This window comes from Azospirillum sp. A26, assembly GCF_042604635.1.
GTDB classification, from domain to species: Bacteria; Pseudomonadota; Alphaproteobacteria; order Azospirillales; family Azospirillaceae; genus Azospirillum; species Azospirillum palustre.
This window is the reverse complement of the sequence record NZ_CP170476.1, coordinates 83,493-105,345: the sequence shown is the minus strand read 5'-3', so window position 1 is coordinate 105,345 and position 21,853 is coordinate 83,493. Positions and strand designations below refer to the sequence as shown.

The 21,853-nt window shown below is 67.6% G+C and carries 22 protein-coding genes; 16 read left to right on the top strand and 6 right to left on the bottom strand.

Annotation, left to right across the window (positions count from 1 at the left end; genetic code table 11):
- Window positions 1-164: 164 nt before the first annotated feature.
- Window positions 165-1,175 (bottom strand): quinolinate synthase NadA, encoded by a 1,011-nt coding sequence (gene nadA, locus ABNQ39_RS31365; protein ID WP_376965926.1) that lies wholly within the window; start codon window positions 1,173-1,175, stop codon window positions 165-167.
- 171 nt (window positions 1,176-1,346) lie between these two features.
- Here nadA and ABNQ39_RS31360 point away from each other — a divergent pair, with 171 nt between their 5' ends.
- From ABNQ39_RS31360 to ABNQ39_RS31305, 12 genes are all read left to right on the top strand, one after another.
- On the top strand, window positions 1,347-1,553 hold the full coding sequence (locus ABNQ39_RS31360) for a hypothetical protein (protein ID WP_376965924.1): 207 nt from the start codon (window positions 1,347-1,349) through the stop codon (window positions 1,551-1,553).
- Window positions 1,554-1,681: 128 nt separating this feature from the next.
- Window positions 1,682-2,290, top strand: coding sequence for a TorD/DmsD family molecular chaperone (locus ABNQ39_RS31355; RefSeq protein ID WP_376965922.1), 609 nt, complete (start codon window positions 1,682-1,684; stop codon window positions 2,288-2,290).
- The gene (locus ABNQ39_RS31350) at window positions 2,287-2,511 is read left to right on the top strand and encodes a twin-arginine translocation signal domain-containing protein (RefSeq protein ID WP_376965920.1); all 225 of its coding nucleotides are present in this window, start codon (window positions 2,287-2,289) and stop codon (window positions 2,509-2,511) included. The genes ABNQ39_RS31355 and ABNQ39_RS31350 overlap by 4 nt, the downstream gene beginning before the upstream one ends.
- Window positions 2,512-2,530: 19 nt before the next feature.
- On the top strand, window positions 2,531-5,443 hold the full coding sequence (locus ABNQ39_RS31345; RefSeq protein ID WP_376965918.1) for a formate dehydrogenase subunit alpha: 2,913 nt from the start codon (window positions 2,531-2,533) through the stop codon (window positions 5,441-5,443).
- Window positions 5,444-5,465: 22 nt separating this feature from the next.
- Window positions 5,466-6,101, top strand: a complete 636-nt coding sequence (fdh3B, locus tag ABNQ39_RS31340) for a formate dehydrogenase FDH3 subunit beta (protein ID WP_222529045.1) — start codon at window positions 5,466-5,468, stop codon at window positions 6,099-6,101.
- A 36-nt stretch (window positions 6,102-6,137) separates the two neighbouring features.
- A complete protein-coding gene (locus tag ABNQ39_RS31335; protein ID WP_376965917.1) occupies window positions 6,138-7,151 on the top strand; it encodes a formate dehydrogenase subunit gamma in 1,014 nt (337 codons plus the stop codon).
- 170 nt (window positions 7,152-7,321) lie between these two features.
- Window positions 7,322-8,842, top strand: a complete 1,521-nt coding sequence (gene adh / locus ABNQ39_RS31330; protein WP_376965916.1) for an aldehyde dehydrogenase — start codon at window positions 7,322-7,324, stop codon at window positions 8,840-8,842.
- Between the two features lie 92 nt (window positions 8,843-8,934).
- Window positions 8,935-9,327 (top strand): DUF779 domain-containing protein, encoded by a 393-nt coding sequence (locus tag ABNQ39_RS31325; RefSeq protein WP_376965914.1) that lies wholly within the window; start codon window positions 8,935-8,937, stop codon window positions 9,325-9,327.
- A gap of 192 nt (window positions 9,328-9,519) precedes the next feature.
- Window positions 9,520-10,656: a nitric oxide-sensing protein NosP gene (gene nosP, locus ABNQ39_RS31320; protein ID WP_376965912.1), complete on the top strand. Its 1,137-nt coding sequence runs from the start codon at window positions 9,520-9,522 to the stop codon at window positions 10,654-10,656.
- A 3-nt stretch (window positions 10,657-10,659) separates the two neighbouring features.
- Entirely contained in the window at window positions 10,660-12,492 is a 1,833-nt protein-coding gene (locus ABNQ39_RS31315; protein ID WP_376965910.1) for an ATP-binding response regulator, read from the top strand.
- Window positions 12,493-12,561: 69 nt separating this feature from the next.
- Entirely contained in the window at window positions 12,562-13,281 is a 720-nt protein-coding gene (locus tag ABNQ39_RS31310; RefSeq protein WP_376965908.1) for an endonuclease III domain-containing protein, read from the top strand.
- Window positions 13,282-13,412: 131 nt separating this feature from the next.
- The gene (locus ABNQ39_RS31305) at window positions 13,413-13,598 is read left to right on the top strand and encodes a hypothetical protein (protein WP_376965906.1); all 186 of its coding nucleotides are present in this window, start codon (window positions 13,413-13,415) and stop codon (window positions 13,596-13,598) included.
- A gap of 61 nt (window positions 13,599-13,659) precedes the next feature.
- Here ABNQ39_RS31305 and ABNQ39_RS31300 read toward each other — a convergent pair whose 3' ends face one another.
- Window positions 13,660-15,168 carry an acetyl-CoA hydrolase/transferase family protein gene (locus tag ABNQ39_RS31300; RefSeq protein ID WP_376965904.1) on the bottom strand — a complete coding sequence of 503 codons (1,509 nt, stop codon included), beginning with the start codon at window positions 15,166-15,168 and terminating at the stop codon, window positions 13,660-13,662.
- 337 nt (window positions 15,169-15,505) lie between these two features.
- On the opposite strand from ABNQ39_RS31300, the gene ABNQ39_RS31295 reads away from it, so the two are divergent.
- Window positions 15,506-16,255: an AraC family transcriptional regulator gene (locus ABNQ39_RS31295; protein WP_376965902.1), complete on the top strand. Its 750-nt coding sequence runs from the start codon at window positions 15,506-15,508 to the stop codon at window positions 16,253-16,255.
- On the opposite strand, the gene ABNQ39_RS31290 is transcribed toward ABNQ39_RS31295, so the two are convergent.
- Together ABNQ39_RS31290 and ABNQ39_RS31285 are read right to left on the bottom strand one after the other, a co-directional pair.
- The gene (locus ABNQ39_RS31290; RefSeq protein ID WP_376965900.1) at window positions 16,248-16,934 is read right to left on the bottom strand and encodes an alpha/beta fold hydrolase; all 687 of its coding nucleotides are present in this window, start codon (window positions 16,932-16,934) and stop codon (window positions 16,248-16,250) included. The genes ABNQ39_RS31295 and ABNQ39_RS31290 overlap by 8 nt on opposite strands.
- 107 nt (window positions 16,935-17,041) lie before the next feature.
- Entirely contained in the window at window positions 17,042-17,659 is a 618-nt protein-coding gene (locus ABNQ39_RS31285) for a DedA family protein (protein WP_376965898.1), read from the bottom strand.
- 146 nt (window positions 17,660-17,805) lie between these two features.
- Here ABNQ39_RS31285 and ABNQ39_RS31280 point away from each other — a divergent pair, with 146 nt between their 5' ends.
- A complete protein-coding gene (locus ABNQ39_RS31280) occupies window positions 17,806-18,285 on the top strand; it encodes an Lrp/AsnC family transcriptional regulator (RefSeq protein ID WP_109048989.1) in 480 nt (159 codons plus the stop codon).
- 88 nt (window positions 18,286-18,373) lie between these two features.
- Here ABNQ39_RS31280 and ABNQ39_RS31275 read toward each other — a convergent pair whose 3' ends face one another.
- Window positions 18,374-18,988, bottom strand: coding sequence for a cold-shock protein (locus ABNQ39_RS31275; protein WP_098736162.1), 615 nt, complete (start codon window positions 18,986-18,988; stop codon window positions 18,374-18,376).
- Window positions 18,989-19,232: 244 nt separating this feature from the next.
- On the bottom strand, window positions 19,233-19,730 hold the full coding sequence (locus ABNQ39_RS31270; RefSeq protein ID WP_376965896.1) for a YchJ family protein: 498 nt from the start codon (window positions 19,728-19,730) through the stop codon (window positions 19,233-19,235).
- A gap of 256 nt (window positions 19,731-19,986) precedes the next feature.
- Between ABNQ39_RS31270 and ABNQ39_RS31265 the strand changes: the two genes are divergently transcribed.
- Together ABNQ39_RS31265 and ABNQ39_RS31260 are read left to right on the top strand one after the other, a co-directional pair.
- On the top strand, window positions 19,987-20,652 hold the full coding sequence (locus ABNQ39_RS31265) for a ribonuclease HII (protein WP_376965894.1): 666 nt from the start codon (window positions 19,987-19,989) through the stop codon (window positions 20,650-20,652).
- A gap of 89 nt (window positions 20,653-20,741) precedes the next feature.
- Complete coding sequence (locus tag ABNQ39_RS31260; RefSeq protein ID WP_098736160.1) at window positions 20,742-21,824, top strand: site-specific DNA-methyltransferase; 1,083 nt, start codon at window positions 20,742-20,744, stop codon at window positions 21,822-21,824.
- Window positions 21,825-21,853 lie beyond the last annotated feature (29 nt).

Here is a 21,853-nt window from a genome sequence, read left to right as displayed (position 1 = left end):
CTCCCCCCTGGGGAGAAGGTTAGGATGAGGGGGTTCGGCGCAGCCGAAGAGATCCTCGAAGCGGATCCCCCTCACCCCGACCCTCTCCCCGCTTTCGGCGGACCAAAGGTCCGCCTGTCGCGTCAGCGCAAACTTCGTTTGCGCGAGAGCGGGGGAGAGGGGGGTTACTTCGGCTTCACCGCCAGCATGCGCTCAACCGAGCGGCGGGCGCGGGCGGCCAGGGCATCCGGGATCTCGACGCGCGGTTCCAGGGTCCGCAGCGAGTCCAGGATGCTCGACAGCGTCACCGTCTTCATGTGCGGGCACAGGTTGCAGGGCCGCACGAACTCCGTCTCGGGCGAGGCTGCGGCGACGTTGTCGCTCATCGAGCATTCGGTGACCATCAGCACCCGCGGCGGCTTCTCGGTGCCGACGAAATCGATCATGCGGGCGGTGGAGCCGACGAAATCGGCGGCCTCCAGCACGTCGGGCGGACATTCGGGGTGGGCGATCACCGTCAGCCAGTCGAAGCGGCGGCGGAACTCCTCGATCTCGGCGCCGGTGAAGCGCTCATGCACCTCGCAATGGCCCTTCCAGGCGATGATCTCGACCTTGGTCTGGGTGGCGACGTATTTCGCCAGATATTCGTCGGGCAGGAAGATCACCCGGTCGACGCCGAGCGATTCCACCACCTCCACCGCGTTGCCCGAGGTGCAGCAGATGTCGACCTCCGCCTTCACCTCGGCGGACGTGTTGACGTAGGCCACCACCGGCACGCCGGGATGCGCCTCGCGCAGCAGGCGGACGTCGGCGGCGGTGATGCTGTCGGCCAGCGAGCAGCCGGCGTTGCGGCTGGGGATCAGCACCGTCTTGGCCGGATTGAGCAGCTTCGCCGTCTCCGCCATGAAATGCACGCCGGCCAGCACGATCACGTCGGCGTCGGTCTCGGTCGCCTTGGCCGCCAGCGCCAGGCTGTCGCCAACGATGTCGGCCACGCCGTGGAAGATCTCCGGCGTCTGGTAGTTGTGCGCCAGGATGACGGCGTTGCGCTCGCGCTTCAACTCGTTGATGGCGTGGACCAGCGGCGCGTGGAAGGGCCATTCGATGGCCGGCACGACGCGCTTCATGCGCTCAAAGATCGGCGCGGTCGCCGCGGCGACGGCGGGGGTGTAGGCGAGTTCGGCGACCTCGGGCATCGGATGCTCCGCTCTATGCTCGTTCTGAGCAAAACCATATGTGCTCGATTGGAGCATATCAAGCGGAAAAGCGAGGATGGAAACAATCGGGTCCCGGCGGCGTTGTGCGATGGCGGGAAAGGCCGGCAGCGCGGCTTTTCTCCCGGTAAGCGCTGTCTGGAGAATCCGCCGATGAAAGCCTTCCTTGCCGCGCTCTGCGCCATCGTCGTCCTGGCGGGCGGCGCCTGGGCGGTGCTGCCGAGCCTGTTCGCCCGCAGCGCCGACGAAACCTTCGCGTCGGTCGGCGCGCGGGTGGGGGAAGAGGCGTCGGTCGCGCACCGCAACTTCTCCGGCCGTCCGCAGGCCGACACTCAGCAGGGTGACAATCCGCAGAAGTGAGGTCACTGCCGGGGAAAACGGACGACCCCGGCTGGGTAGCCCCGACCGGGTAAGGCAACCTTTGCCCGCGCCGGCCGTTGTTACGGTTCGGGCCTGCCATGGCCTTGAACAGGGCTTGCGGGAGTGTGATGACGGTTCACGATCCGGAAAGCGGCGCGGACGGCTTGCGCGCCGACGTCTACCGGCTGCTGGCGCTGACGCTGGCCGCCCCGCCGGGCGCCGACCTGCTGGCGCTGCTGGGCGGTCTCACCGGCGACACCACGCCGCTCGGCCGCGCCTTCGACGATCTGGCCGCCCGCGCCCGCGCCACCGATCCGCAGGCGGCGGAGCGCGAGTTCAACGCGCTGTTCATCGGCGTCGTCCAGGGCGAGCTGGTCCCCTATGCCTCCTACTACCGCACCGGCTTCCTGACCGACCGGCCGCTGTCGGCCCTGCGCGCCGACCTCCAGGCTCTGGGGCTGGAGCGCGCGCCCGACGTGTCGGAGCCGGAGGACCACATCGCCGCGCTCTGCGACGTGATGGCGGTGCTGATCCGCGAGGGGGCCGACTTGGCGGTGCAGCGCCACATGCTGGACAGCCACCTGACGCCCTGGGCCGGGCGCTTCTTCCAGGATCTGGAGCGGGCGGAGGCGGCTGGCCTCTACCGTCCGGTCGGCACCATCGGCCGCCTGTTCCTGGAGATCGAGCAGGAGGCCCTGAACAGACAGATCGACGAATTGGAAGGGGCCGACGCATGAAGACGCCGCAAGATCCGTCCCGCAATCCCCCCGCACGCAATCCGCTGCAACGCCGCGACATCCTGAAGACGCTTGGCCTGGGCGCGGCCGGTGCCGCCGCGGCCGCCGTGCTGCCGGCGGGGGAGGAGGCGCAGGCGATGGAATCGCCGCAGGAGCAGGTGAAGGCCCGCTACCGCGAAACCGAACACGTCAAGCGCTTCTACGCGCTGAACCGCCTGTAGGGCGATCCGGAGAATGTCCATGCTGGTCAAACGCAGCTCGGCGAAAGCGGCAGGCGGAAAGCGGTCCGGTCTGGTCGCTGCCCTGGCCGACAGTCTGGAATCGGGCGTCAGCCGCCGCGGCTTCCTGCGCCGGTCCGGCCTTGCCGCGGGCGGCATCGCCGCCGTCGGCGCGCTGCCGGGCGCGATGATCCGCAAGGCGGAGGCCGGTCCCATCCTGCCGAATGTCGAGGTGGTGACGCGCAAGAACGTCTGCACCCACTGCTCGGTCGGCTGCACGGTGATCGCCGAGGTGCAGAACGGCGTCTGGGTCGGGCAGGAACCTGGCTGGGAAAGCCCGATCAACCAGGGCACCCACTGCGCCAAGGGCGCTTCGGTGCGCGAGCTGACCAAGGGCACCCGCCGGGTCAAATACCCGCTCAAGCTGGTCGACGGCGTCTGGCAGCGCATCGGCTGGGACCAGGCGATCGAGGAGATCGGCAACCAGCTGATGGACATCCGCAAGGCGTCGGGGCCGGACGCGGTGTTCTGGCTGGGCTCGGCCAAATTCTCCAATGAGGGCGCCTATCTCTACCGCAAGCTGGCGGCCTTCTGGGGGACCAACAACGTCGACCATCAGGCGCGCATCTGCCACTCCACCACGGTCGCCGGCGTGGCGAACACGTGGGGCTACGGCGCCATGACCAACAGCTACAACGACATCCAGAACTCCAAGGCGCTGGTGATCGTCGGCGGCAACCCGGCCGAGGCGCACCCGGTGTCGATGCAGCACATGCTGCGCGGCAAGGAGCACAACCGCGCCCCCTTCATCGTCATCGACCCGCGCTTCACCCGCACCGCCGCCCATGCCACCGAGTATGTCCGCATCCGTCCCGGCACCGACATACCGGTCGCCTGGGGCCTGCTGTGGCACATCTTCGAAAACGGCTGGGAGGACAAGGAATACATCCGCCAGCGCGTCTACGGTATGGACGAGATCCGCGCCGAGGTGAAGAAATGGACTCCGGAAGAGGTGGAGCGGGTGACCGGCGCCCCCGGATCGCAGCTTCGCCGCGTGGCGGAGGCGCTGGCCAAGAACAAGCCCAGCACGGTGATCTGGTGCATGGGCGTCACCCAGCACACGGTCGGCACCGCCAACGTCCGCGCCCTGTCGATTTTGCAGCTGGCGCTGGGCAACATCGGCGTGGCCGGCGGCGGCGCCAACATCTACCGCGGCCACTGCAACGTGCAGGGCGCCACCGACTTCGGTCTCGATGTCAGCACGCTGCCTGCCTATTACGGGCTGGCCGAAGGGGCGTGGAAGCATTTCGCCCGCGCCTGGGACGTCGAATACGATTATCTGAAGGGCCGCTTCGCCACCAAGGATCTGATGGAGGCCAAGGGCATCCCGACCACGCGCTGGTTCGATGCCGTGCTTGCCAAGCCGGGCGAGATCGACCAGCCGAGCCCGCTCCGCGCCATGATGTGCTTCGGCCATGGCGGCAACACCGTCACCCGCATGCCGGAGATGGTGAAGGGGCTGGAGAAGCTCAGCCTTCTGGTCATCGCCGACCCGCACCCGACCACCTTCGCCGCGATCAAGGAGCGGCGCAACGGCACCTACATCCTGCCGGCCTGCACCCAGTTCGAGACCGACGGGTCGCGCACCTGCTCCAACCGCTCGATGCAGTGGGGGGAGAAGGTGGTGGAGCCGATCTTCGAATCGAAGGACGACTACGCCATCATCTATCTGCTGGCGCGCAAGCTGGGCTTCGCCGACGAGATGTTCAAGCACATCACGGTGGAGAAGGATCGGCCGGTGCCGGAGGACATCCTGCGCGAGATGAACCGCAGCTGCCTGTCCATCGGCGCCACCGGCCAGTCGCCGGAACGGCTGAAGATGCACATGAAGCATCAGGCCGATTTCGACAAGATCACCATGCGGGCCGCCTCCGGTCCCTGCGCCGGCGATTATTACGGCCTGCCCTGGCCGAGCTGGGGCCATCCGGAGATCAGGCATCCGGGATCGGCGGTGCTCTATGACACCTCCAAGCATGTCATGGACGGCGGCGGCGTCTTCCGCGCCCGCTTCGGGGTGGAGCGCAACGGCGTCTCGCTGCTGGCCGACGGCTCCTATTCGAAGGGGTCGGAGATCGAGGACGGCTATCCCGAATTCACCATGGCCGTGCTGAAGAAGCTGGGCTGGGACAAGGACCTGACGCCCGACGAGATGCGCGTCATCCAGGCCATCGGCGGCGGCGGGGCCGAGGTGGACAATGTCAGCTGGCAGACCGACCTGTCGATGGGCATCATCCGCGTCGCGCTGAAGCATGGCTGCGTGCCGCACGGCAACGCCAAGGCGCGCGCCGTCGCCTGGAACCTGCCCGACCCGGTGCCGGTCCACCGCGAGCCGATCTATTCCCCGCGCCCCGATCTGGTGAAGGCATTCCCGGCCATCGAGGACCGGCGCGACTTCCGTCTGGTCCAGCTTGCCCGCTCGTTGCAGTTCAAGGTGGCGGACAGCGACCTGCGCCAGCGCTTCCCCATGGTGCTGACCTCCGGCCGGCTGGTCGAATACGAGGGCGGCGGCGAGGAGACCCGGTCCAACCCGTGGCTGGCCGAGTTGCAGCAGTCGATGTTCGCGGAGATCAACACCAGGGACGCCGAGCGGCTGGGCATCAGGGACGGCGCCTGGGTCTGGGTCTATGGGCCGGAGGACGGCAGCAAGGCCAAGGTCAAGGCGCTGGTGACCGACCGCGTCGGCGGCGGCACGGTGTTCATGCCCTTCCACTTCTCCGGTTTCTGGCAGGGCGACAGCCTGCGCGGCAACTACCCGCCCAACACCGACCCCATCGTGCTGGGCGAGCCGGTGAACGGGGTGACGACCTACGGCTACGACCCCGTCACCTTCATGCAGGAAACCAAGGTCACCCTCTGCCGGGTCGAGCCGGCGTGACGTACGGGAGCTGAACAGAACAATGGCCCGGATGAAGTTCCTGTGCGACGCCGAACGCTGCATCGAATGCAACGCCTGCGTCACCGCCTGCAAGAACGAGCATGAGGTGCCGTGGGGCATCAACCGCCGCCGGCTGGTCACGCTGAACGACGGCAAGCCGGGCGAGCGGTCGATCTCCATGGCCTGCATGCATTGCAACGACCCGCCCTGCGCCGCGGTCTGCCCGGTCGACTGCTTCCTGCAAACGGCCGATGGCGTGGTTCTGCACAGCAAGGATCTGTGCATCGGCTGCGGTTACTGCTTCTACGCCTGCCCGTTCGGTGCGCCGCAATACCCACGCACCACCGACTTCGGCAGCCGCGGCAAGATGGACAAATGCACCTTCTGCGCTGGCGGCCCCGAACCGGACGGCAGCGTCGAGGAATACCAGAAATACGGCGCCAACCGGCTGGCCGAGGGCAAGCTGCCCTTGTGCGCGGAGATGTGTTCCACCCGCGCGCTGATGGCCGGCGACGGCGCGGTGCTGGCCGACATCTATCAGGAACGCTCGCTGCGCCGTGGCTACGGCTCGGGCGCGCCGGGCTGGTCGACCGCCTATGGCCGCAACGACCGCGGCTCCCCCTTCGCGCCGGGCGGGCCGGGCACGGGAGGGGCGTGAGCGCCTCCGCAAGACAGTCCATTCCGGGAGACCATCATGCGCCCCACCAGACTCCCCCTGCACGCCCTGCTGCTGATCGCCCTGCTGGCCGTTCAGAGTCTGGCCGCTTCGACTTTCGCACAAGCGCAGCTCACCCAGGTGCCCGGCCAGAACTCGCCGACCAGCAAGGAGCAGGTGCCGCTCTACGTCCCGCAGGACGACAAGCTGATCGGCCGCGTCAGCATCCCGGATGAAAAGCTGGCGGTTCTGGTCCAGCCGGAAGGGCGGGAATGGCGGGAGTGGCGCACCCACACGCTGCGGCTGGCGATCGCTGGGCTCGCCATCGGCATGACGGCGGTGCTGGCGATCTTCTTCCTCTATCGCGGCACCATCCGCATCCATGGCGGCAAATCGGGGCGGCTGGTCCTGCGCTTCAACGGGCTGGACCGCTTCGCCCACTGGACGACGGCGGTCAGTTTCCTGCTGATGGCGCTGACCGGGGTGATCCTGACCTTCGGCCGGCCGCTGCTGATCCCGCTGATCGGCCATCAGGCCTTCACGCCTTTGGCGGAGTATGCCAAGTCGATCCACAACTTCGTCAGCGTGCCCTTCGTCGTCGGGCTGCTGATGATCATGGGCCTGTGGCTGCGCGACAACATCCCGGAAAAGGCCGACTGGCTGTGGATCAGGACGGCGGGCGGGCTCTTCTCCAAGGCCGGCGGACAGCATCCGGAGGCCGGGCGCTTCAACGCCGGACAGAAGCTGGTGTTCTGGAGCATCGTTCTGGGCGGCATCGGCATGGCGGCCACCGGCTATCTGCTGATGGTGCCCTTCGCCCTCACCGGGATCGGCGGCATGCAGATCATGCACGTCATCCACGGGCTGCTGGCGGCCGGTCTGATCGCCGCGGTGATCGGTCACATCTACATCGGCACCATCGGCATGGAAGGCGCCTTCGACGCCATGGGCTGCGGCGAGGTCGACGAGAACTGGGCGATGGAGCACCATCGCCGCTGGTACGAGGAGCAGCTGCGCAAGGGCTATGTCGAGGGGCGCCAGCCGGCGGAGTGAAGCGCCGCAAGGGGAGCGTTCATAGGGTGGGATACGAACAATCCCACCCGCCGACCGTCTCCTTCCATAGTACAATTTACCCCCTGCCTCTCAGAGTGGCTGAATGCCCCTCGACAAACGCGCTGGACCGGAGACCTGACCGGTTCACCACACTGAGAGGAACGGCCCAAATGCTCCACCAGGCTCTCGACACGCTCCAGAAGCAGATCGCGCTCCGCCCCCGCTACGACAACTATATCGGTGGCAAGTGGGTTGCGCCGGTGGACGGCCAATACTTCACCAATCTCACCCCGATCACCGGCAAGCCGCTGTGCGAGATCGCCCGTTCCCAGGCCGCCGACGTGGAGCTGGCGCTCGACGCCGCCCACGCCGCCAAGGATGCCTGGGGCCGCACCTCGCCGACCGAGCGCTCGAACATCCTGCTGAAGATCGCCGACCGCATGGAAGAGCGGCTGGAGGTCATCGCGCTGGCCGAGACGCTGGACAACGGCAAGCCGATCCGCGAGACCCGCGCCGCCGACGTTCCGCTGGCCATCGACCATTTCCGCTACTATGCCGGCTGCATCCGCGCCCAGGAAGGTTCGATCGCCGAGATCGACCACACCACCTACGCCTACCATTTCCATGAGCCGCTGGGCGTCGTCGGCCAGATCATTCCCTGGAACTTCCCGCTGCTGATGGCCGCCTGGAAGCTGGCCCCGGCGCTGGCCGCCGGCAACTGCGTCGTGCTGAAGCCGGCCGAGCAGACCCCGATGGCGATCATGGTGCTGGCCGACATCATCGGCGACCTGCTGCCGCCCGGCGTGCTGAACATCGTCAACGGCTTCGGCATCGAGGCCGGCAAGCCGCTCGCCACCAACAAGCGCATCTCGAAGATCGCCTTCACCGGCGAGACCTCGACCGGCCGTCTGATCCTGCAATACGCCTCCGAGAACATCATCCCGTCGACCGTCGAGCTGGGCGGCAAGTCGCCGAACATCTTCTTCGAAGACGTGATGGCCGCCGACGACGAGTTCCTCGACAAGGCGCTGGAAGGCTTCGCGATGTTCGCGCTGAACCAGGGCGAGGTCTGCACCTGCCCCAGCCGCGTCCTCATCCAGAAGTCGATCTACGACCGCTTCATCAAGCTGGCGGTCGAGCGCGTCGCCAAGATCGCCCAGGGCCATCCGCTGGACGGCGGCACCATGATCGGCGCCCAGGCCTCGCAGGAGCAGCTGGAGAAGATCCTCTCCTACATCGAGATCGGCAAGGCCGAGGGCGCCAAGGTCCTGATCGGCGGCGAGCGCGCCCATCTGGGCGGCGAGCTGGAAGGCGGCTACTACGTGCAGCCGACCATCCTGGAAGGCCACAACAAGATGCGCATCTTCCAGGAGGAGATCTTCGGCCCGGTCGTCGCCGTGACGACCTTCGAGACCGAGGAAGAGGCGCTGGCCATCGCCAACGACAGCGAGTTCGGCCTGGGCGCCGGCGTGTGGAGCCGTGACGGCAACCGCGCCTTCCGCATGGGCCGCGGCATCCAGGCCGGCCGCGTCTGGACCAACTGCTACCACCTGTACCCGGCGCACGCCGCCTTCGGTGGCTACAAGAAGTCCGGCATCGGCCGCGAGACGCACAAGATGATGCTCGACCATTACCAGCAGACCAAGAACCTGCTGGTCAGCTACAGCCCGAAAGCGCTCGGCTTCTTCTGAGCCCTGCTCCTCCCTATCGGGCAAACCTGGGCCGGGGGCGTGTCCCCCGGCCTTTTTTCTTTCTCCGCGTGGTTTCGTGATAAAGGACCACCATGACCGCCCCAACGCCGACTGACCGTGTCATCGCGACCCCCGAGGCCATCGCCCTGCTGGACCGGCTTGCCGCGAAGCACGGGCCGCTGATGCTGCACCTGTCGGGCGGCTGCTGCGACGGCTCGGCGCCGCTCTGCCTGCCGAAGGGGGAGTTCCGGATGGGCGGTCGCGACCTGTGCCTGGGGACGGTCGCCGGTGCGCCCTTCTGCATGTCCGACGACACCTTCCAATGGTGGCGCAACACCCAGGTCATCCTGGATGTTATCCAGGCGCGCGGCGGCGGCTTCTCGATCGAGGCGCCGGACGGCGTCCGTTTCACCGCCAGGGCCCGCCTGTTCACCGACGAGGAGCTGGCCGGGCTGCCGGATCCGCAACCGGCCGAGACTGTTTAGGAGCCGCCCCGCATCATGTCCTCCTTCACCGGTCCGCGGATTGGTCTTGCCCGCCGCCATCCCTGGAGTACCCTTGCCGGATCGCAACCGCAGACCGGGAGGGAGGCGGCAGGGGCAGCGATGTCCGCACAGGAGATCTCCGCAGACGGTCCCACCGTAAATGGCCCGGTTAGACCGGCCTCCGGCGACGGCATGCCGCGCGCCGTCACCCATGCCGAACGCGCCGACGAGGCGGCGCGGGAACTGCGCACCGGGCTGGGCGAGGTGGCGCTGGAGCTGGTGGTCGTCTTCTGCGCCCCCAGCTACGACCGCGAGGCGCTGGCCGATGCGCTGGCGGCGCAGTTCGGCATGGTGCCGGTGATCGGCTGCACCACGGCGGGGGAGATCGGCCCCGGCGGCTACACCACCAACGCCGTGGTGGCGGTGGGCTTCCCGACCGAGGATTTCTGCATCGTCACTGCGCTGGTCGACCATGTCGACCGTTTCGAGATCGCCGACAGCACCGCCATCGCGCGGTCGCTGCTGTCGCGCCGCGACCGCGCGATGGGGACCCGCCCGGTGCCGCTGGGCGAGGAGGCCCGCAGCTTCGCCATGCTGCTGATCGACGGCCTGTCGATGAGCGAGGAGACGGTGGTCAGCGCGCTGCACAACGCGCTGATCGACATCCCGCTGTTCGGCGCATCGGCCGGCGACGACCTGCATTTCGAGCGCACCTTCGTCCTGCACGAGGGCGCCTTCCACCCCAATGGCGCGGTGGTGGCGCTGTTCACCACGACGCGGCCCTTCACCGTCTTCCGCACCCAGCATTTCGTCAGCTCCGACCGCAAGATGGTGGTCACCGGCGCCGATCCGCAGCACCGCATCGTCCATGAGATCAATGCCGAGCCGGCGGGCCGCGAATATGCCCGGCTGGTCGGGCTGGAGGGCGAGCCGCTGACCCCGATGATCTTTGCCTCGCACCCGGTGGTGGTGCGGGTCGGCGGCCAGTACCATGTCCGCTCGATCCAGAAGGTGAACGACGACGAGAGCCTGACCTTCTTCTGCGCCATCGACGAGGGCATCGTCCTGACGGTGGCGGAGGGGGTCGATCCGGTTGCCAACTTCGACGGGCTGATCGAGGGCATCGAGGCCGAGGTCGGCGCCCCCGACCTGATCCTCGGCTGCGACTGCATCCTGCGCCGGCTGGAGATGGAGCAGCGGCAGCTGAACGCCGTGATGTCCGACCGGCTGGCCCGCCACCGCGTCGTCGGCTTCTGCGCCTATGGCGAGCAGGTGAACGGCATGCACGTCAACCAGACCTTCACGGGCGTCGCCATCGGAGGGCGTTAAGCCATGGCCGGCATGCAGACCCGCAACTGGACACTCGACCCCGCCGACCGCATCGCCGAGCTGGAGCGCGAGAACGCCAAGCTCCAGCGCATCAACAAGGTGCTGATGGACCGTGTCGAGCGGTCGATGGATTTCCAGGGCGGCGCCTTCTCGCTGTTCCAGACCGCCATCGTGCTGGAGCAGAAGATCCGCGAACGGACGCTGGAGCTGGAACGCGCCCTGCACAAGCTGGAGGACAGCAACCGCGACCTTGCCCGCGCCAAGGAGCTGGCGGACACCATGCGCACCCGCCTGTTCGAGGCGATCGAGTCGGTGAACGAGGGGTTCGCCCTGTTCGACTCCGCCGACCGGCTGGTGCTGTGCAATCGCAAGTACCTGTCCTACTGGCCGTCGGTGGCAGGCCGCATCCAGGCCGGCATCCGCTTCAACGATCTGGTGGCGATGGTCGCCGCCGCCGGGGCGGTCAGCGAGCCGCCGCCCGACGTCTGGCTGCGCGAGCGGATGGAGCATCGCCACGACCTGAAAGGCGTCTTCCTCAACCGGCTGTCCGACGGACGCTGGATCCAGGTGAACGAGCGGCGCACCCGCGACGGCGGCATCGTCGGCGTCTACACCGACATCACCGTCATCAAGCGCGAGGAGGAGCGGCGGCGCGCATCCGAACAGGCGGAGAAATCCGCGCTGATGATGCTGAACGACCAGTTGCAGCAGGCGAAATCCCAGGCCGATCAGGCCAACCTGTCCAAGACCCGCTTCATCGCCGCCGCCAGCCACGACCTGTTGCAGCCGCTGAACGCCGCCCGGCTGTTCGTCTCGGCACTGGCCGATCTGGAACAGCCGGCCGCCAATGCGGAGCTGGTGGACAACATCGACCTCGCGCTGGCGTCAGTGGAGGATCTGCTGTCGGCTCTGCTCGACATCTCCAAGCTCGACGCCGGGGCGGTGACGCCGGAGGTCACCGACTTCCCGCTGCGCGGCATCCTGGCGCCGCTCGCCACCGAATATGCCGCGGTGGCGGCGGAGCGCGGCATCGACCTGAAGGTGGTGGGGTCGGGGGCGGTGGTGCGCAGCGACATGCGGCTGTTGCGCCGGATCGTGCAGAATTTCCTGTCCAATGCGCTGCGCTATGTCCAGGGCGGCCGGGTGGTGGTGGGGTGCCGCCGGACCGGCGATGGCAGCATCCGCATCGAGGTGTGGGACAACGGTCCCGGCATCCCGCGCGACAAGATCGCCGAGATCTTCCAGGAATTCCGGCGCCTCGACACCCCGGTCACCAAGGGGCGCGACCGCGGCATGGGGCTGGGGCTCGCCATCGTCGACCGCGTCGCCCGCATGCTGGACCATCCCATCACCGTGCGGTCGGAGCCGGGCCGCGGCTCCGTCTTCGCCGTCACCGTGCCGCGCGGCACCGAGCGCCGCGCCGTCCGTCCGGCCAGTATCGCCGCCCGGCCGATGACCAACCGGCTGGCCGGCACCTCGGTGCTGGTGCTCGACAACGAACCGGCGGTGGTGGCGGGGATGGAGGCGCTGTTGCGCGGCTGGGCCTGCGACGTGGTGTCGGCCACCAATGGCGATGAGGCTCTGGCGCTGCTGTCCGGCATGCCGCAGCCGCCGGATCTGCTGATCGCCGACTATCACCTCGATGACGGGGCGCTGGGCGTCAACGAGGTGGCGCGGCTGCGCGCCGCCTGCGGCCGCATCCTGCCCGCCGTGATCGTCACCGCCAACCGCACGCCGGAGTTGGCGGACGAGGCCAAGGCGGCCGGCTGTCTGGTGCTGAACAAGCCCGTGAAGCCGGCGCAGCTGCGTGCGGTGATGTCGGGGTTGGTGGGGTAGGGGCAGGCGGAAAAGAGAGCCCGATGATTTACCGGTAACGCCTTACCGGTTCGGCTGTTGTCGGTTTTTATGACCGACCCCGCTGCGTTGCGCGACAAGGCGCTCGAAATCCACCGGCTGCTGTGCACCGTCTATGGCTGCCCGGTCGCCTATTTCCACAGCCTCGACCCGCTGAGCGAGCTGGTATCGTCGCTGCTGTCGCACCGCACCCGCAATGCGGCCTCCGGTGCCGCCTTCAAGGCGCTGCGGCGACGCTGGCCCGACTGGGAATCGGTGCGAGACGCGCCGGTTGCGGAGGTGGAGGCGACCATCACCGGCGTCACCTGGCCGGAGCAGAAGGCGCCGCGCCTCCAGGCCATCCTGCGCCGCATCACCGAGCGGGTCGGCAGCCTGTCGCTCGACCTGCTGTCCGGCATGCCGGTGCCCGACGCCCGCGCGTGGCTGGAGGAGTTGCCGGGTGTCGGACCGAAGACCAGTGCGGCGGTGCTCAGCTTTTCCACCCTGCGGCAGGCGGCGCTGCCGGTGGACAGCCATCACCACCGCGTCGCCGTGCGCACCGGCCTGATCCCCGCCACTCTCGCCGTCGGCCCGTCGCACGCCGTGCTGTCGGCGCAGCTGCCGGAGGGGTGGGATGCCCAGCAGGTCTATGACAACCATGAGGTCATGATGCTGCACGGCCAGCGCTGCTGTTATTATCAGGCGCCGGCCTGCGACCGCTGCGTGCTGCTGCGGCTCTGCCCGACGGGTCAGGCTCTGCGGCCATCGGAGGATGAGCGGGAAAGGGCTTGAAGCCAGTCGTTTTGTGCATTGTAACATGCAGCCATTCCCAGAATGCAGGGCCGTTCACCGTCAGGCGAGCGCATATAGGATTGAGAGGGCGACGAAGACGCCGCTCCGATCTTCATAAGACGAGGCCTGAGGTGATTCACAAGATTTTGGACGCAATCGATACCATCGTTGCGGAAAAACGGCAGAACGGCCAACTTGAGGACTGGCTCAAGAGCGGGGCTGCACGCCGTTTCTGCGAGAAGATTTCGTCCGAGCGCAAGCACTACTATCCTGCACTGCTCCTCTACTTGGAGCGCAACGGCGGGCAGCACGCCTGACAACAGATGGGTAACGGGAACGGGCCGCGGCATTCCGCGGCCCGCCCGTTTTTGAAGGGTCCTATACGGCCGCCAGCGCCGCCGGCATCATGCTGCCGGTCTGCTGGAAGCGGCTGTGCCAGGCGAAGGCTTCCTCCAGCAGGTGCGGGGTGTGGCCGCCGCGCTGAAGCGCCCGGCGGTGATAGTCGGCCGCCAGTTCGCGGTAGCTGGGATGGACGCAGTTGCGGATGATGGTCTCCGCCCGCTCGCGCGGCGCCAGCCCGCGCAGGTCGGCCAGCCCGACCTCCGTCACCAGCACGTCGACGTCATGCTCGTTGTGGTCGACATGGGTGACCATCGGCACGATGCTGGAGATGGCGCCGCCCTTGGCCAGCGACTTGGTGACGAAGATGGCGAGGTGGCTGTTGCGGGCGAAATCGCCGGAGCCGCCGATGCCGTTCATCATCTGCGTGCCGTTGACATGGGTGGAATTGACGTTGCCGTAGATGTCGCACTCCAGCGCCGTGTTGATGCCGATGACGCCCAGGCGGCGGATCACCTCCGGATGGTTAGAGATCTCCTGCGGCCGCAGCAGCAGCCGGCCCTTGTAGGAGCCGATCTTCGGCAGCACCTCGGCGTACTTCCCGGCGCTGAGCGTGATCGAGGATCCCGAGGCGAAATTCAGCTTGCCGGCGTCGAACAGCTCGAAGGTGCTGTCCTGCAACACTTCGCTATACATGGTCAGGTCGTGGAACGGCCCGTCGATCAGCCCGTGCAGCACCGCGTTGGCGATGGTGCCGATGCCGGCCTGGAGCGGCGCCAGCGACCGGCCGAGCCGGCCCTGTTTCACCTCGCGGCCGAAGAACTCGATCAGGTGGCCGGCGATGGCGTTGGTCTCGTCATCGGGCGGCAGGATGCTGGCGGAACTGTCCTGCTTGCGCGTCACCACGATGGCGGCGATCTTCGACGGATCGATGGGGATGTAGGGCAGGCCGGCCCGGCTCTCCACCGTCACCACCGGGATCGGTTCGCGGAAGGGGCGGCGGGTCGGGATATAGACGTCGTGCATCCCCTCCAGATCCAGCGGCTGGGTCAGGTTCAGCTCGATGATGATCTTCTCGGCCAGGATGGCGAAGGTCGCCGAATTGCCGATGGAGGTGGTCGGCACGATCCCGCCGGTGTCGGTGATGGCGCAGGCCTCAATCACCGCGACATCGACCGGACCCATCTGGCGCGAGCGCAGCAGCTCCACCGTTTCCGACAGATGCTGGTCGACGAACATCACCTCGCCGCGGTTGATCGCCTTGCGCAGCACCGGGTCGGCCTGGAAGGGCAGGCGGCGCGACAGCACCCCCGCCTCCGTCAGGATCCTGTCGACGTCGTTGCCCAGCGAGGCGCCGGTCATCAGCGTGATCTTCAGCTTTTCCGACGCGGCGCGCTCGGCCAGCGCCAGCGGCACCGCCTTGGCGTCGCCGGCGCGGGTGAAGCCGCTCATGCCCACGGTCATGCCGTCCTTGATGAGAAAGGCGGCTTCTTCCGCCGGCACCACCTTGCCCCACAAGGATTTCAGGCGGATGCGATCTCGGTACATCGGGCGTTCCTTTTATGAGTGTTTTTTGTCGGATGACGAACGATCCGTGCCTTGGCGGTCGTTTTTCTTATTTGAAAATACTCATAAGGACGGGCTGTCCGATGCCGCAACCGTTCGTCCGGAATATCAGGTCACGGGGAAGTGAATGGGTGGGCGAATATCGCCATGTCCGTTCGAAATGCGTCCGGAGACTTCATTCGATTGTCATCGTCATTTACCGGAACTCAGTTTCGCAAATCGGTATTTGGCGGGTATGGCCCGGCAACGGGGCGGTTGCCGGCGGAATGGCCGAAGGCGTACCATCGGTCCCTCGAACCGATTTCAGGAGTCCGCCGGCGTGGCGTCCCCGCATCGGCCGACCGTCAGCACCCGCAGTTACGACGGGCACGAACGGCGGCACGCGCATGACCATCACCAGATCGTGCTGCCCATCGCCGGCACCCTCGACATGGAGGTCGGCGGTGCCTGCGGCCGGGTGGGAGACGGGCGCGGCGTTCTGGTGGCCGACGGCGTGCCGCACAGCTTCCGCAGCGGCGGCGCCAACCGCTTCGTCGTGCTGGATGTGCCGGCCGCCGGGCTGGTGCCGGAGGCGGCGGTGCGCGCCTGCGATGCCTTCTTCGCCATCGACGGGGCGCTGGATGGGCTGGTGCGTTATCTGGCGGCGGAGGCGGCCGACCGGCCGCTCGACCCGGTGCTGGCCCATCACTCGGCAGGGCTGCTGCTGCGCGCGCTGGAGGCGCGTCAGCCACCGCAGCCCATATCGCCCATATCAAGGGATCCCATCGACCGCGCCTTGGCGCTGATGGCGGAGCGCTGCGGCGAGCCGCTGACGGTGGCGGAACTGGCCGAGGCGGCCGGTCTGGCGCCCAGCCGGTTCCATGAACGCTTCCGCGCCCGCACCGGCAGCACCCCGGCCCGCCTGATGGCCGAGCTGCGGCTGGACCGGGCGGAGGCGCTGCTGCGGGACGGCCGTCTGCCGCTGGCGGAGGTGGCTTTGGCGGTGGGCTTTTCCGATCAGAGCGCCCTGACCCGCAGCTTGCGGCGGCGGCGCGGCACCACGCCGGGGGCGGTGCGACGGTCTAAATAGCGCGGGCCGCTTCGACGATCACCGCCGCCACCGCATCGGGGCGCGACAGGTGGGGGGCGTGGCCGCTTTCGACCTCGACCGTCCGGGCGCCGATGCGCGAGGCTGTCGCGCGCAGGAAATCCGGCGGCAGCATGCGGTCCTGGCCGGCGACGACATACCAGGCGGGTTTGGTCTTCCAGGCGGCGGCGCTGACCTTGCTGGCGAAGCAGGCCGCCGCGACCGGCCCCTGGGTGGCGGCCAGCAGGGCGGCCTCCTCTACCGGCAAATCCTGGGCGAAGTTGCGGGCCATGCCCTCCGGCGTCAGGGTCAGGAAGCGGCCCTTGTCCACCGACACACCCGACAGGCCGGCCGACGGCGGGAAGGGCTTCAGCGTGTCGTTCGGCGACTGTCCCACGTCGGGAGCGAAGGCGGCGACATAGACCAGGGCCTTCACCCGCTCCTGCCCGCCGATCTGGGTGATGACCGCCCCGCCCCAGGAATGGCCGACCAGCACCACCGGCCCCTTGGTCCGGTCGATGGCGCGCTGGACATGGGCGACATCGTCGTCGAGCGAGACCAGCGGGTTCTGCACCGCGACCGCCGCGAACCCTTCCGCCTGCAAGCGGGAAATCACCCGGCCCCAGGAGGAGCCGTCGGCGAAGGCGCCATGGACGAGGATGATGGTCGGATTGGAACTCATGGAAAGGCTCCCATAGGCGGTCGGACCCGCCAGTCAGAGCATGACGGCAGCCGGACCGTCTAGCCGGGGAGGTCCAGTTTTCCTCTGTGCGGAAAAGGGCTTGGCCGTTATTCCGCCGGCTGGCGGGCCGACCGCCGGCCGAAGGTGGCGACGCGGTAGACGTACCAGAGGGCGATCCCGGCGGCGACGATGTTGGACACCGGGTTCAGCCAGCCGGAGACCTGCTGGTAACGGTCCTCCAGCAGATAGCCGGCGCTTGCCAGGAAACTGGTCCAGATCGCGGTGCCGAGGGTGGTGTAGAGCAGGAAGGGCACCAGCGGCATGTTCGACACACCGGCGGGGATGGAGATCAGCGTGCGCACCGCCGGGATCATCCGGCCGATCAGCACCGCCCGGCCGCCATGCTCGCGGAAATGGGCGGCGGCCTCGTCCACCTCCTCCGGTGCGATGGTCAGCCAGCGGCCATGGCGCGCGGCCCACTGCTTCAGCCGGCGGCTGCCGACCCAGCGGCCGATCCCGTACCAGAACAGCGCCCCCAGCACGGCGCCCACGGTGCCCGAGACGATGATCATCGGCAGGCCGAGGTCGCCCCGCGCGGCGGTGAAGCCGGCCAGCGGCAGGATCAACTCCGATGGAATGGGGGGAAACAGATTCTCCGCGAACATCAGCAGAGCGACGCCGAGATAGCCCGTCTGCTCCACCATACCGACAATCCAATCGAACACAGTCTTCTCCTCGCGCCTGCCGACCCGCTACCCACCGCCGGAGCAACACCGGGACGGGGCGATTGGTTGCATGGAAGGGCTCGCACCGGCCGCCGGCTCTGCTTATGTTTGCAGATGCAACGATTGGACGGACGGAGAGGATGCCAATGGCGGCGATCAAGCTCGACCGGCATGAGAAGGGGATCCTGGCGGCCCTGCAGGAGAATGCCCGCCTGACCATGCAGGAGCTGGGCGACACGGTCGGGCTGTCGGCTTCTCCCTGCTGGCGCCGGGTGCGGTCGATGGAGGAGATCGGCGTCATCCGCCGCTACACGGTGCAGCTCGACCCGCGCAAGCTGGGGCTCGGCGAATGCGTCTTCGCCCATGTCACGCTGGAGCGTCACAAGGAGAATGCGGTCGACCAGTTCGAGACCGCCATCGCCGGCATGCCGGAGGTGCTGGAATGCTTCGCGGTCACCGGCGACGCCGACTATCTGCTGCGCATCGTCGTGCCGACTACCGAGGATTACGGCCGCTTCCTCAGCGAACGCATCTTCTCCATCCCCGCAGTGTCGCATGTCAAATCGAGCGTCACCCTGAAGGAGGTGAAGTTCGAGACCCGGCTGCCGCTGGACCATCTGGAGTGAGCAAAAAGCTCTCTTGAACAGCACCAATGAAAAAGCCCCCGCTCCGGTGGAGCGGGGGCTTTTTCACATCACAACGACCGATGAGAGATCAGGCCATCTCGACGCGCTGAGCCTCGGGGCCCTTGGCGCCCTGGCGGATCGTGACGCGGACCTGCGCACCGTCGTCCAGACCGTTGATGCCCGACCGCTCCAGCGCACGGATGTGCACGAAGATGTCCTTGCCGCCGGTCGACGGGGCGATGAAGCCGAAGCCCTTCGACACGTTGAACCACTTCACCGTGCCGTCGACGACTTCGCCGCCGTCCGAATCGCCGTAGCTGTCGGCGCCGTAGCCGCCGCGGCTGCCGCCGCCGTAGCTGTTGCCGCCGCCGTAGCCGCCGTCGTTGCCCCAGCTGTCACGCTCGCGCGGGGCGCGCGACGGACGGCTCGGAGCGGCGGTCGAGGTGTCGACCGCGTGGATGGTGGCGACCTGCGGGCCCTTCGGGCCGCGCGACAGATCGCAGGTGATGGTGGCGCCTTCGGGCAGGCTGTCGTGTCCGCAGAACTGCAGAACCGTGGAGTGCAGGAAAGCGTCGGGCGACCCATCGTCGGGGGTGACGAAGCCGAAGCCCTTGGTGGCGTTGAACCACTTGACGGTGGCGCGGATGTCGCGCTGGGTGATTTCAGGAGCGCGGAAGGAAGAGCGCTGCGGACGGTCGAACATCAGTTATCGTCTCATCTGTCGTGTTAAACCCCATCCCGGCAAAAACCAAAGAAGGGACACCCGGAACAGGGCAGGCGAAGGATGATCGGTTCCGACCCATAATTCAATCAGGATTGCGAATTTTCACCATCCGCGCACAACAAAAACTCCGCCGCCGCCTGACGGGCAGGCGGGGCGGGGCGATTTGGCCGTTTTTGTGCACATGCAGCGTGAAGACTCAACCGCGACTCAAGAGCGGAACCGGTCAGGCGCCGTGGCACTTCTTGTATTTCTTGCCGCTGCCGCAGGGGCAGGGGTCGTTGCGGCCGACCTTGGGGCCGCTGCGCGGACGGGCGCCCAGCTGGCCCTCGACATAGTACCAGCGGCCGTCCTGGTGGGCGAAACGGCTGGTCTCGTGGTGGGTCATCGGCTTGCCGTTCATGCTGAAGCGGGCGACGAACTCGACGATCCCCTCGCTGTCGCCCGGCTGGCCGTCCTCGGTCGAGCGGATCTCCACGCCGGTCCACACGCTGTTCTTGGCCCAGGTCTCGATCTCTTCACGGTTGAAGTCGTCGCGGGTGCTGGGCAGCAGCGTGTCGTGCAGATAGTCGATGTTGCCGGTGGCGAAGGCGGAATAGCGCGAGCGCATCAGCGCCTCGGCCGTCGGGGCGGGCATGCCGGCCAGATAGGGTCCGCAGCAGGCGTCGAGCGGCTTGCCGGAACGGCAGGGGCATTCGGCGGCGGTCTGGGTCGTGTCGGTCATGGCCTGCTCTCGGGTGATGGCGGGGCGGGTTGCGGCAGAATCGCTGATGGTGGGGTCCGGCTTCGCGGGGCGCATCCATAGCGCAGCCGTGCGCCGCTTCTCAAGAGGCTGGTTGGCGCACATGGCCGCTATCTGCGGCCCGATCCCGTGCCGGCCTGATCCGCGGCGGCCTTGCGCGCCGACTCCGCCGCCGCTATCAAGCGGCCCCATCCCGATCCATCATGGTCCATTGCTGCCCGGAAGGCTGTCCGCTCCCATGCCTGCCAAAGCACCCCGCAAAGCCGCCATCCCCCGGCAACGCCCCGACCTGACGCTGGAGGCCGGCTTCGGCCCCGGCCGCCGCGTCTGCGGCATCGACGAGGTTGGGCGCGGCCCGCTCTGCGGCCCGGTGGTCACCGCCGCCGTGGTGCTGCCGCCCGAAGGGCTGCCGCCGGAGATCGCCGCCCTGATCGACGACAGCAAGGCGGTCAACCGGCGCCTGCGCGAGGAGATCGAACCGGCGATCCGGGCGCATGCGCTCGCCTTCGCCATCGCCGAGGCGTCGGCTGCCGAGATCGACGAATTGAACATCCACAAGGCGACGCTGCTGGCGATGAAGCGGGCCTATCTGGCACTGCCCGGTCCCGCCCCCGACGCGGCGCTGATCGACGGAAAATTCACCCCGGACATCGCGTGCGAGAGGCTGGCGGTCGTCAAGGGCGACAGCCGCAGCCAGTCCATCGCCGCCGCCTCTATTCTCGCCAAAGTGGCGCGCGACAGCGAGATGTTGCGGTTGTCGGTCCAGTATCCACACTATGGATGGGACCGAAACGCCGGCTATCCAACACCGGAGCATCTGGACGCGCTGACCCGCCACGGTGTTACGCCGCATCACCGAGTCAGTTTTGCACCAGTGAAACGCCAAAGGGCGCTAAGCGGCTGAGCCGTCGTCACTTGGCAAAGAAAGCTGTTGACGGCGACTCGGTCGAGACTCATTGTCCGGCCGAGTCCCAGTTCTTTGCCGGTCGTGAAATGCTCCCTGAAAACCGTATCCTGGTCGGCGATTGCATCGCTCTCATGAACGATCTGCCGCCCGCTTCGGTCGATCTCATCTTCGCCGATCCGCCCTACAACTTGCAGTTGGGGGGTGAGTTGCTGCGGCCGAACCACACCCGCGTCGCCGGGGTGGATGACGAGTGGGACAAGTTCGACGATTTCGAAGCCTATGACCGCTTCACCCAGGACTGGATGGCGGCTGCCCGCCGCATCCTGAAGCCGGAAGGCTCGCTGTGGGTGATCGGCAGCTATCACAACATCTTCCGCGTCGGCGCCACCCTGCAGAATCTGGGCTTCTGGATTCTGAACGACATCGTCTGGCGCAAGACCAATCCGATGCCGAACTTCCGCGGCACCCGTTTCGCCAATGCGCATGAGACGATGATCTGGGCGGCCCGCGACAAGGATGCGCGCTACCGCTTCAATTACGACGCGATGAAGAGCCTCAACGAGGATCTTCAGATGCGCAGCGACTGGCTGCTGCCGATCTGCAACGGCGGCGAACGGCTGCGCGACGAGGACGGCAAGAAGACCCACCCGACGCAGAAGCCGGAATCGCTGCTGTACCGGGTGATCCTGTCCTCCTCCCGCCCCGGCGACGTGGTGCTGGATCCCTTCTTCGGCACCGGCACCACCGGGGCTGTCGCCAAGCGGCTGGGCCGCAAGTGGATCGGGCTGGAGCGCGACGACACCTACGTCAAGGCGGCCCAGGCCCGCATCGACGCGGTGGAGGAGGCGCCGGAGGCGGCGATCCTCGACACCCCGCCGAAGCGCGCCGCACCGCGCATCCCCTTCGGCTGGGTGGTGGAGCGCGGGCTGCTGCGCCCCGGCTCGACCCTGTTCGACCACCGCCGCCGCGTCGCCGCCCGCGTGCGCGCCGACGGCACGCTGATCGGCTCCGGCCCGCGCGGCGACCATCGCGGCTCGATCCATCAGGTGGGGGCGGCGATGGCCGGGCTGCCGGCCTGCAACGGCTGGACCTTCTGGCACTATGAGGAGGGCGAGGATCTGCGCCCGATCGACGTGCTGCGCGAGCGCATCCGCTCGGAAATGCACTGAGTCCATCCCAGACCTGTCCGTCTGGCATA

Excerpts from the sequence above, each read along its gene's own strand:
- ABNQ39_RS31275 (WP_098736162.1), bottom strand. The coding sequence starts at position 18,988 with ATGTTCGACCGTCCGCAGCGCTCTTCCTTCCGCGCTCCTGAAATCACC.
- ABNQ39_RS31360 (WP_376965924.1), top strand. The coding sequence starts at position 1,347 with ATGAAAGCCTTCCTTGCCGCGCTCTGCGCCATCGTCGTCCTGGCGGGC.
- ABNQ39_RS31265 (WP_376965894.1), top strand. The coding sequence starts at position 19,987 with ATGCCTGCCAAAGCACCCCGCAAAGCCGCCATCCCCCGGCAACGCCCC.
- ABNQ39_RS31335 (WP_376965917.1), top strand. The coding sequence starts at position 6,138 with ATGCGCCCCACCAGACTCCCCCTGCACGCCCTGCTGCTGATCGCCCTG.
- fdh3B (WP_222529045.1), top strand. The coding sequence starts at position 5,466 with ATGGCCCGGATGAAGTTCCTGTGCGACGCCGAACGCTGCATCGAATGC.
- ABNQ39_RS31315 (WP_376965910.1), top strand. The coding sequence starts at position 10,660 with ATGGCCGGCATGCAGACCCGCAACTGGACACTCGACCCCGCCGACCGC.
- ABNQ39_RS31355 (WP_376965922.1), top strand. The coding sequence starts at position 1,682 with ATGACGGTTCACGATCCGGAAAGCGGCGCGGACGGCTTGCGCGCCGAC.
- nosP (WP_376965912.1), top strand. The coding sequence starts at position 9,520 with ATGCCGCGCGCCGTCACCCATGCCGAACGCGCCGACGAGGCGGCGCGG.
- ABNQ39_RS31260 (WP_098736160.1), top strand. The coding sequence starts at position 20,742 with ATGCTCCCTGAAAACCGTATCCTGGTCGGCGATTGCATCGCTCTCATG.
- ABNQ39_RS31345 (WP_376965918.1), top strand. The coding sequence starts at position 2,531 with ATGCTGGTCAAACGCAGCTCGGCGAAAGCGGCAGGCGGAAAGCGGTCC.
- ABNQ39_RS31270 (WP_376965896.1), bottom strand. The coding sequence starts at position 19,730 with ATGACCGACACGACCCAGACCGCCGCCGAATGCCCCTGCCGTTCCGGC.
- nadA (WP_376965926.1), bottom strand. The coding sequence starts at position 1,175 with ATGCCCGAGGTCGCCGAACTCGCCTACACCCCCGCCGTCGCCGCGGCG.
- ABNQ39_RS31280 (WP_109048989.1), top strand. The coding sequence starts at position 17,806 with ATGGCGGCGATCAAGCTCGACCGGCATGAGAAGGGGATCCTGGCGGCC.
- adh (WP_376965916.1), top strand. The coding sequence starts at position 7,322 with ATGCTCCACCAGGCTCTCGACACGCTCCAGAAGCAGATCGCGCTCCGC.
- ABNQ39_RS31325 (WP_376965914.1), top strand. The coding sequence starts at position 8,935 with ATGACCGCCCCAACGCCGACTGACCGTGTCATCGCGACCCCCGAGGCC.
- ABNQ39_RS31350 (WP_376965920.1), top strand. The coding sequence starts at position 2,287 with ATGAAGACGCCGCAAGATCCGTCCCGCAATCCCCCCGCACGCAATCCG.
- ABNQ39_RS31290 (WP_376965900.1), bottom strand. The coding sequence starts at position 16,934 with ATGAGTTCCAATCCGACCATCATCCTCGTCCATGGCGCCTTCGCCGAC.
- ABNQ39_RS31310 (WP_376965908.1), top strand. The coding sequence starts at position 12,562 with ATGACCGACCCCGCTGCGTTGCGCGACAAGGCGCTCGAAATCCACCGG.
- ABNQ39_RS31300 (WP_376965904.1), bottom strand. The coding sequence starts at position 15,168 with ATGTACCGAGATCGCATCCGCCTGAAATCCTTGTGGGGCAAGGTGGTG.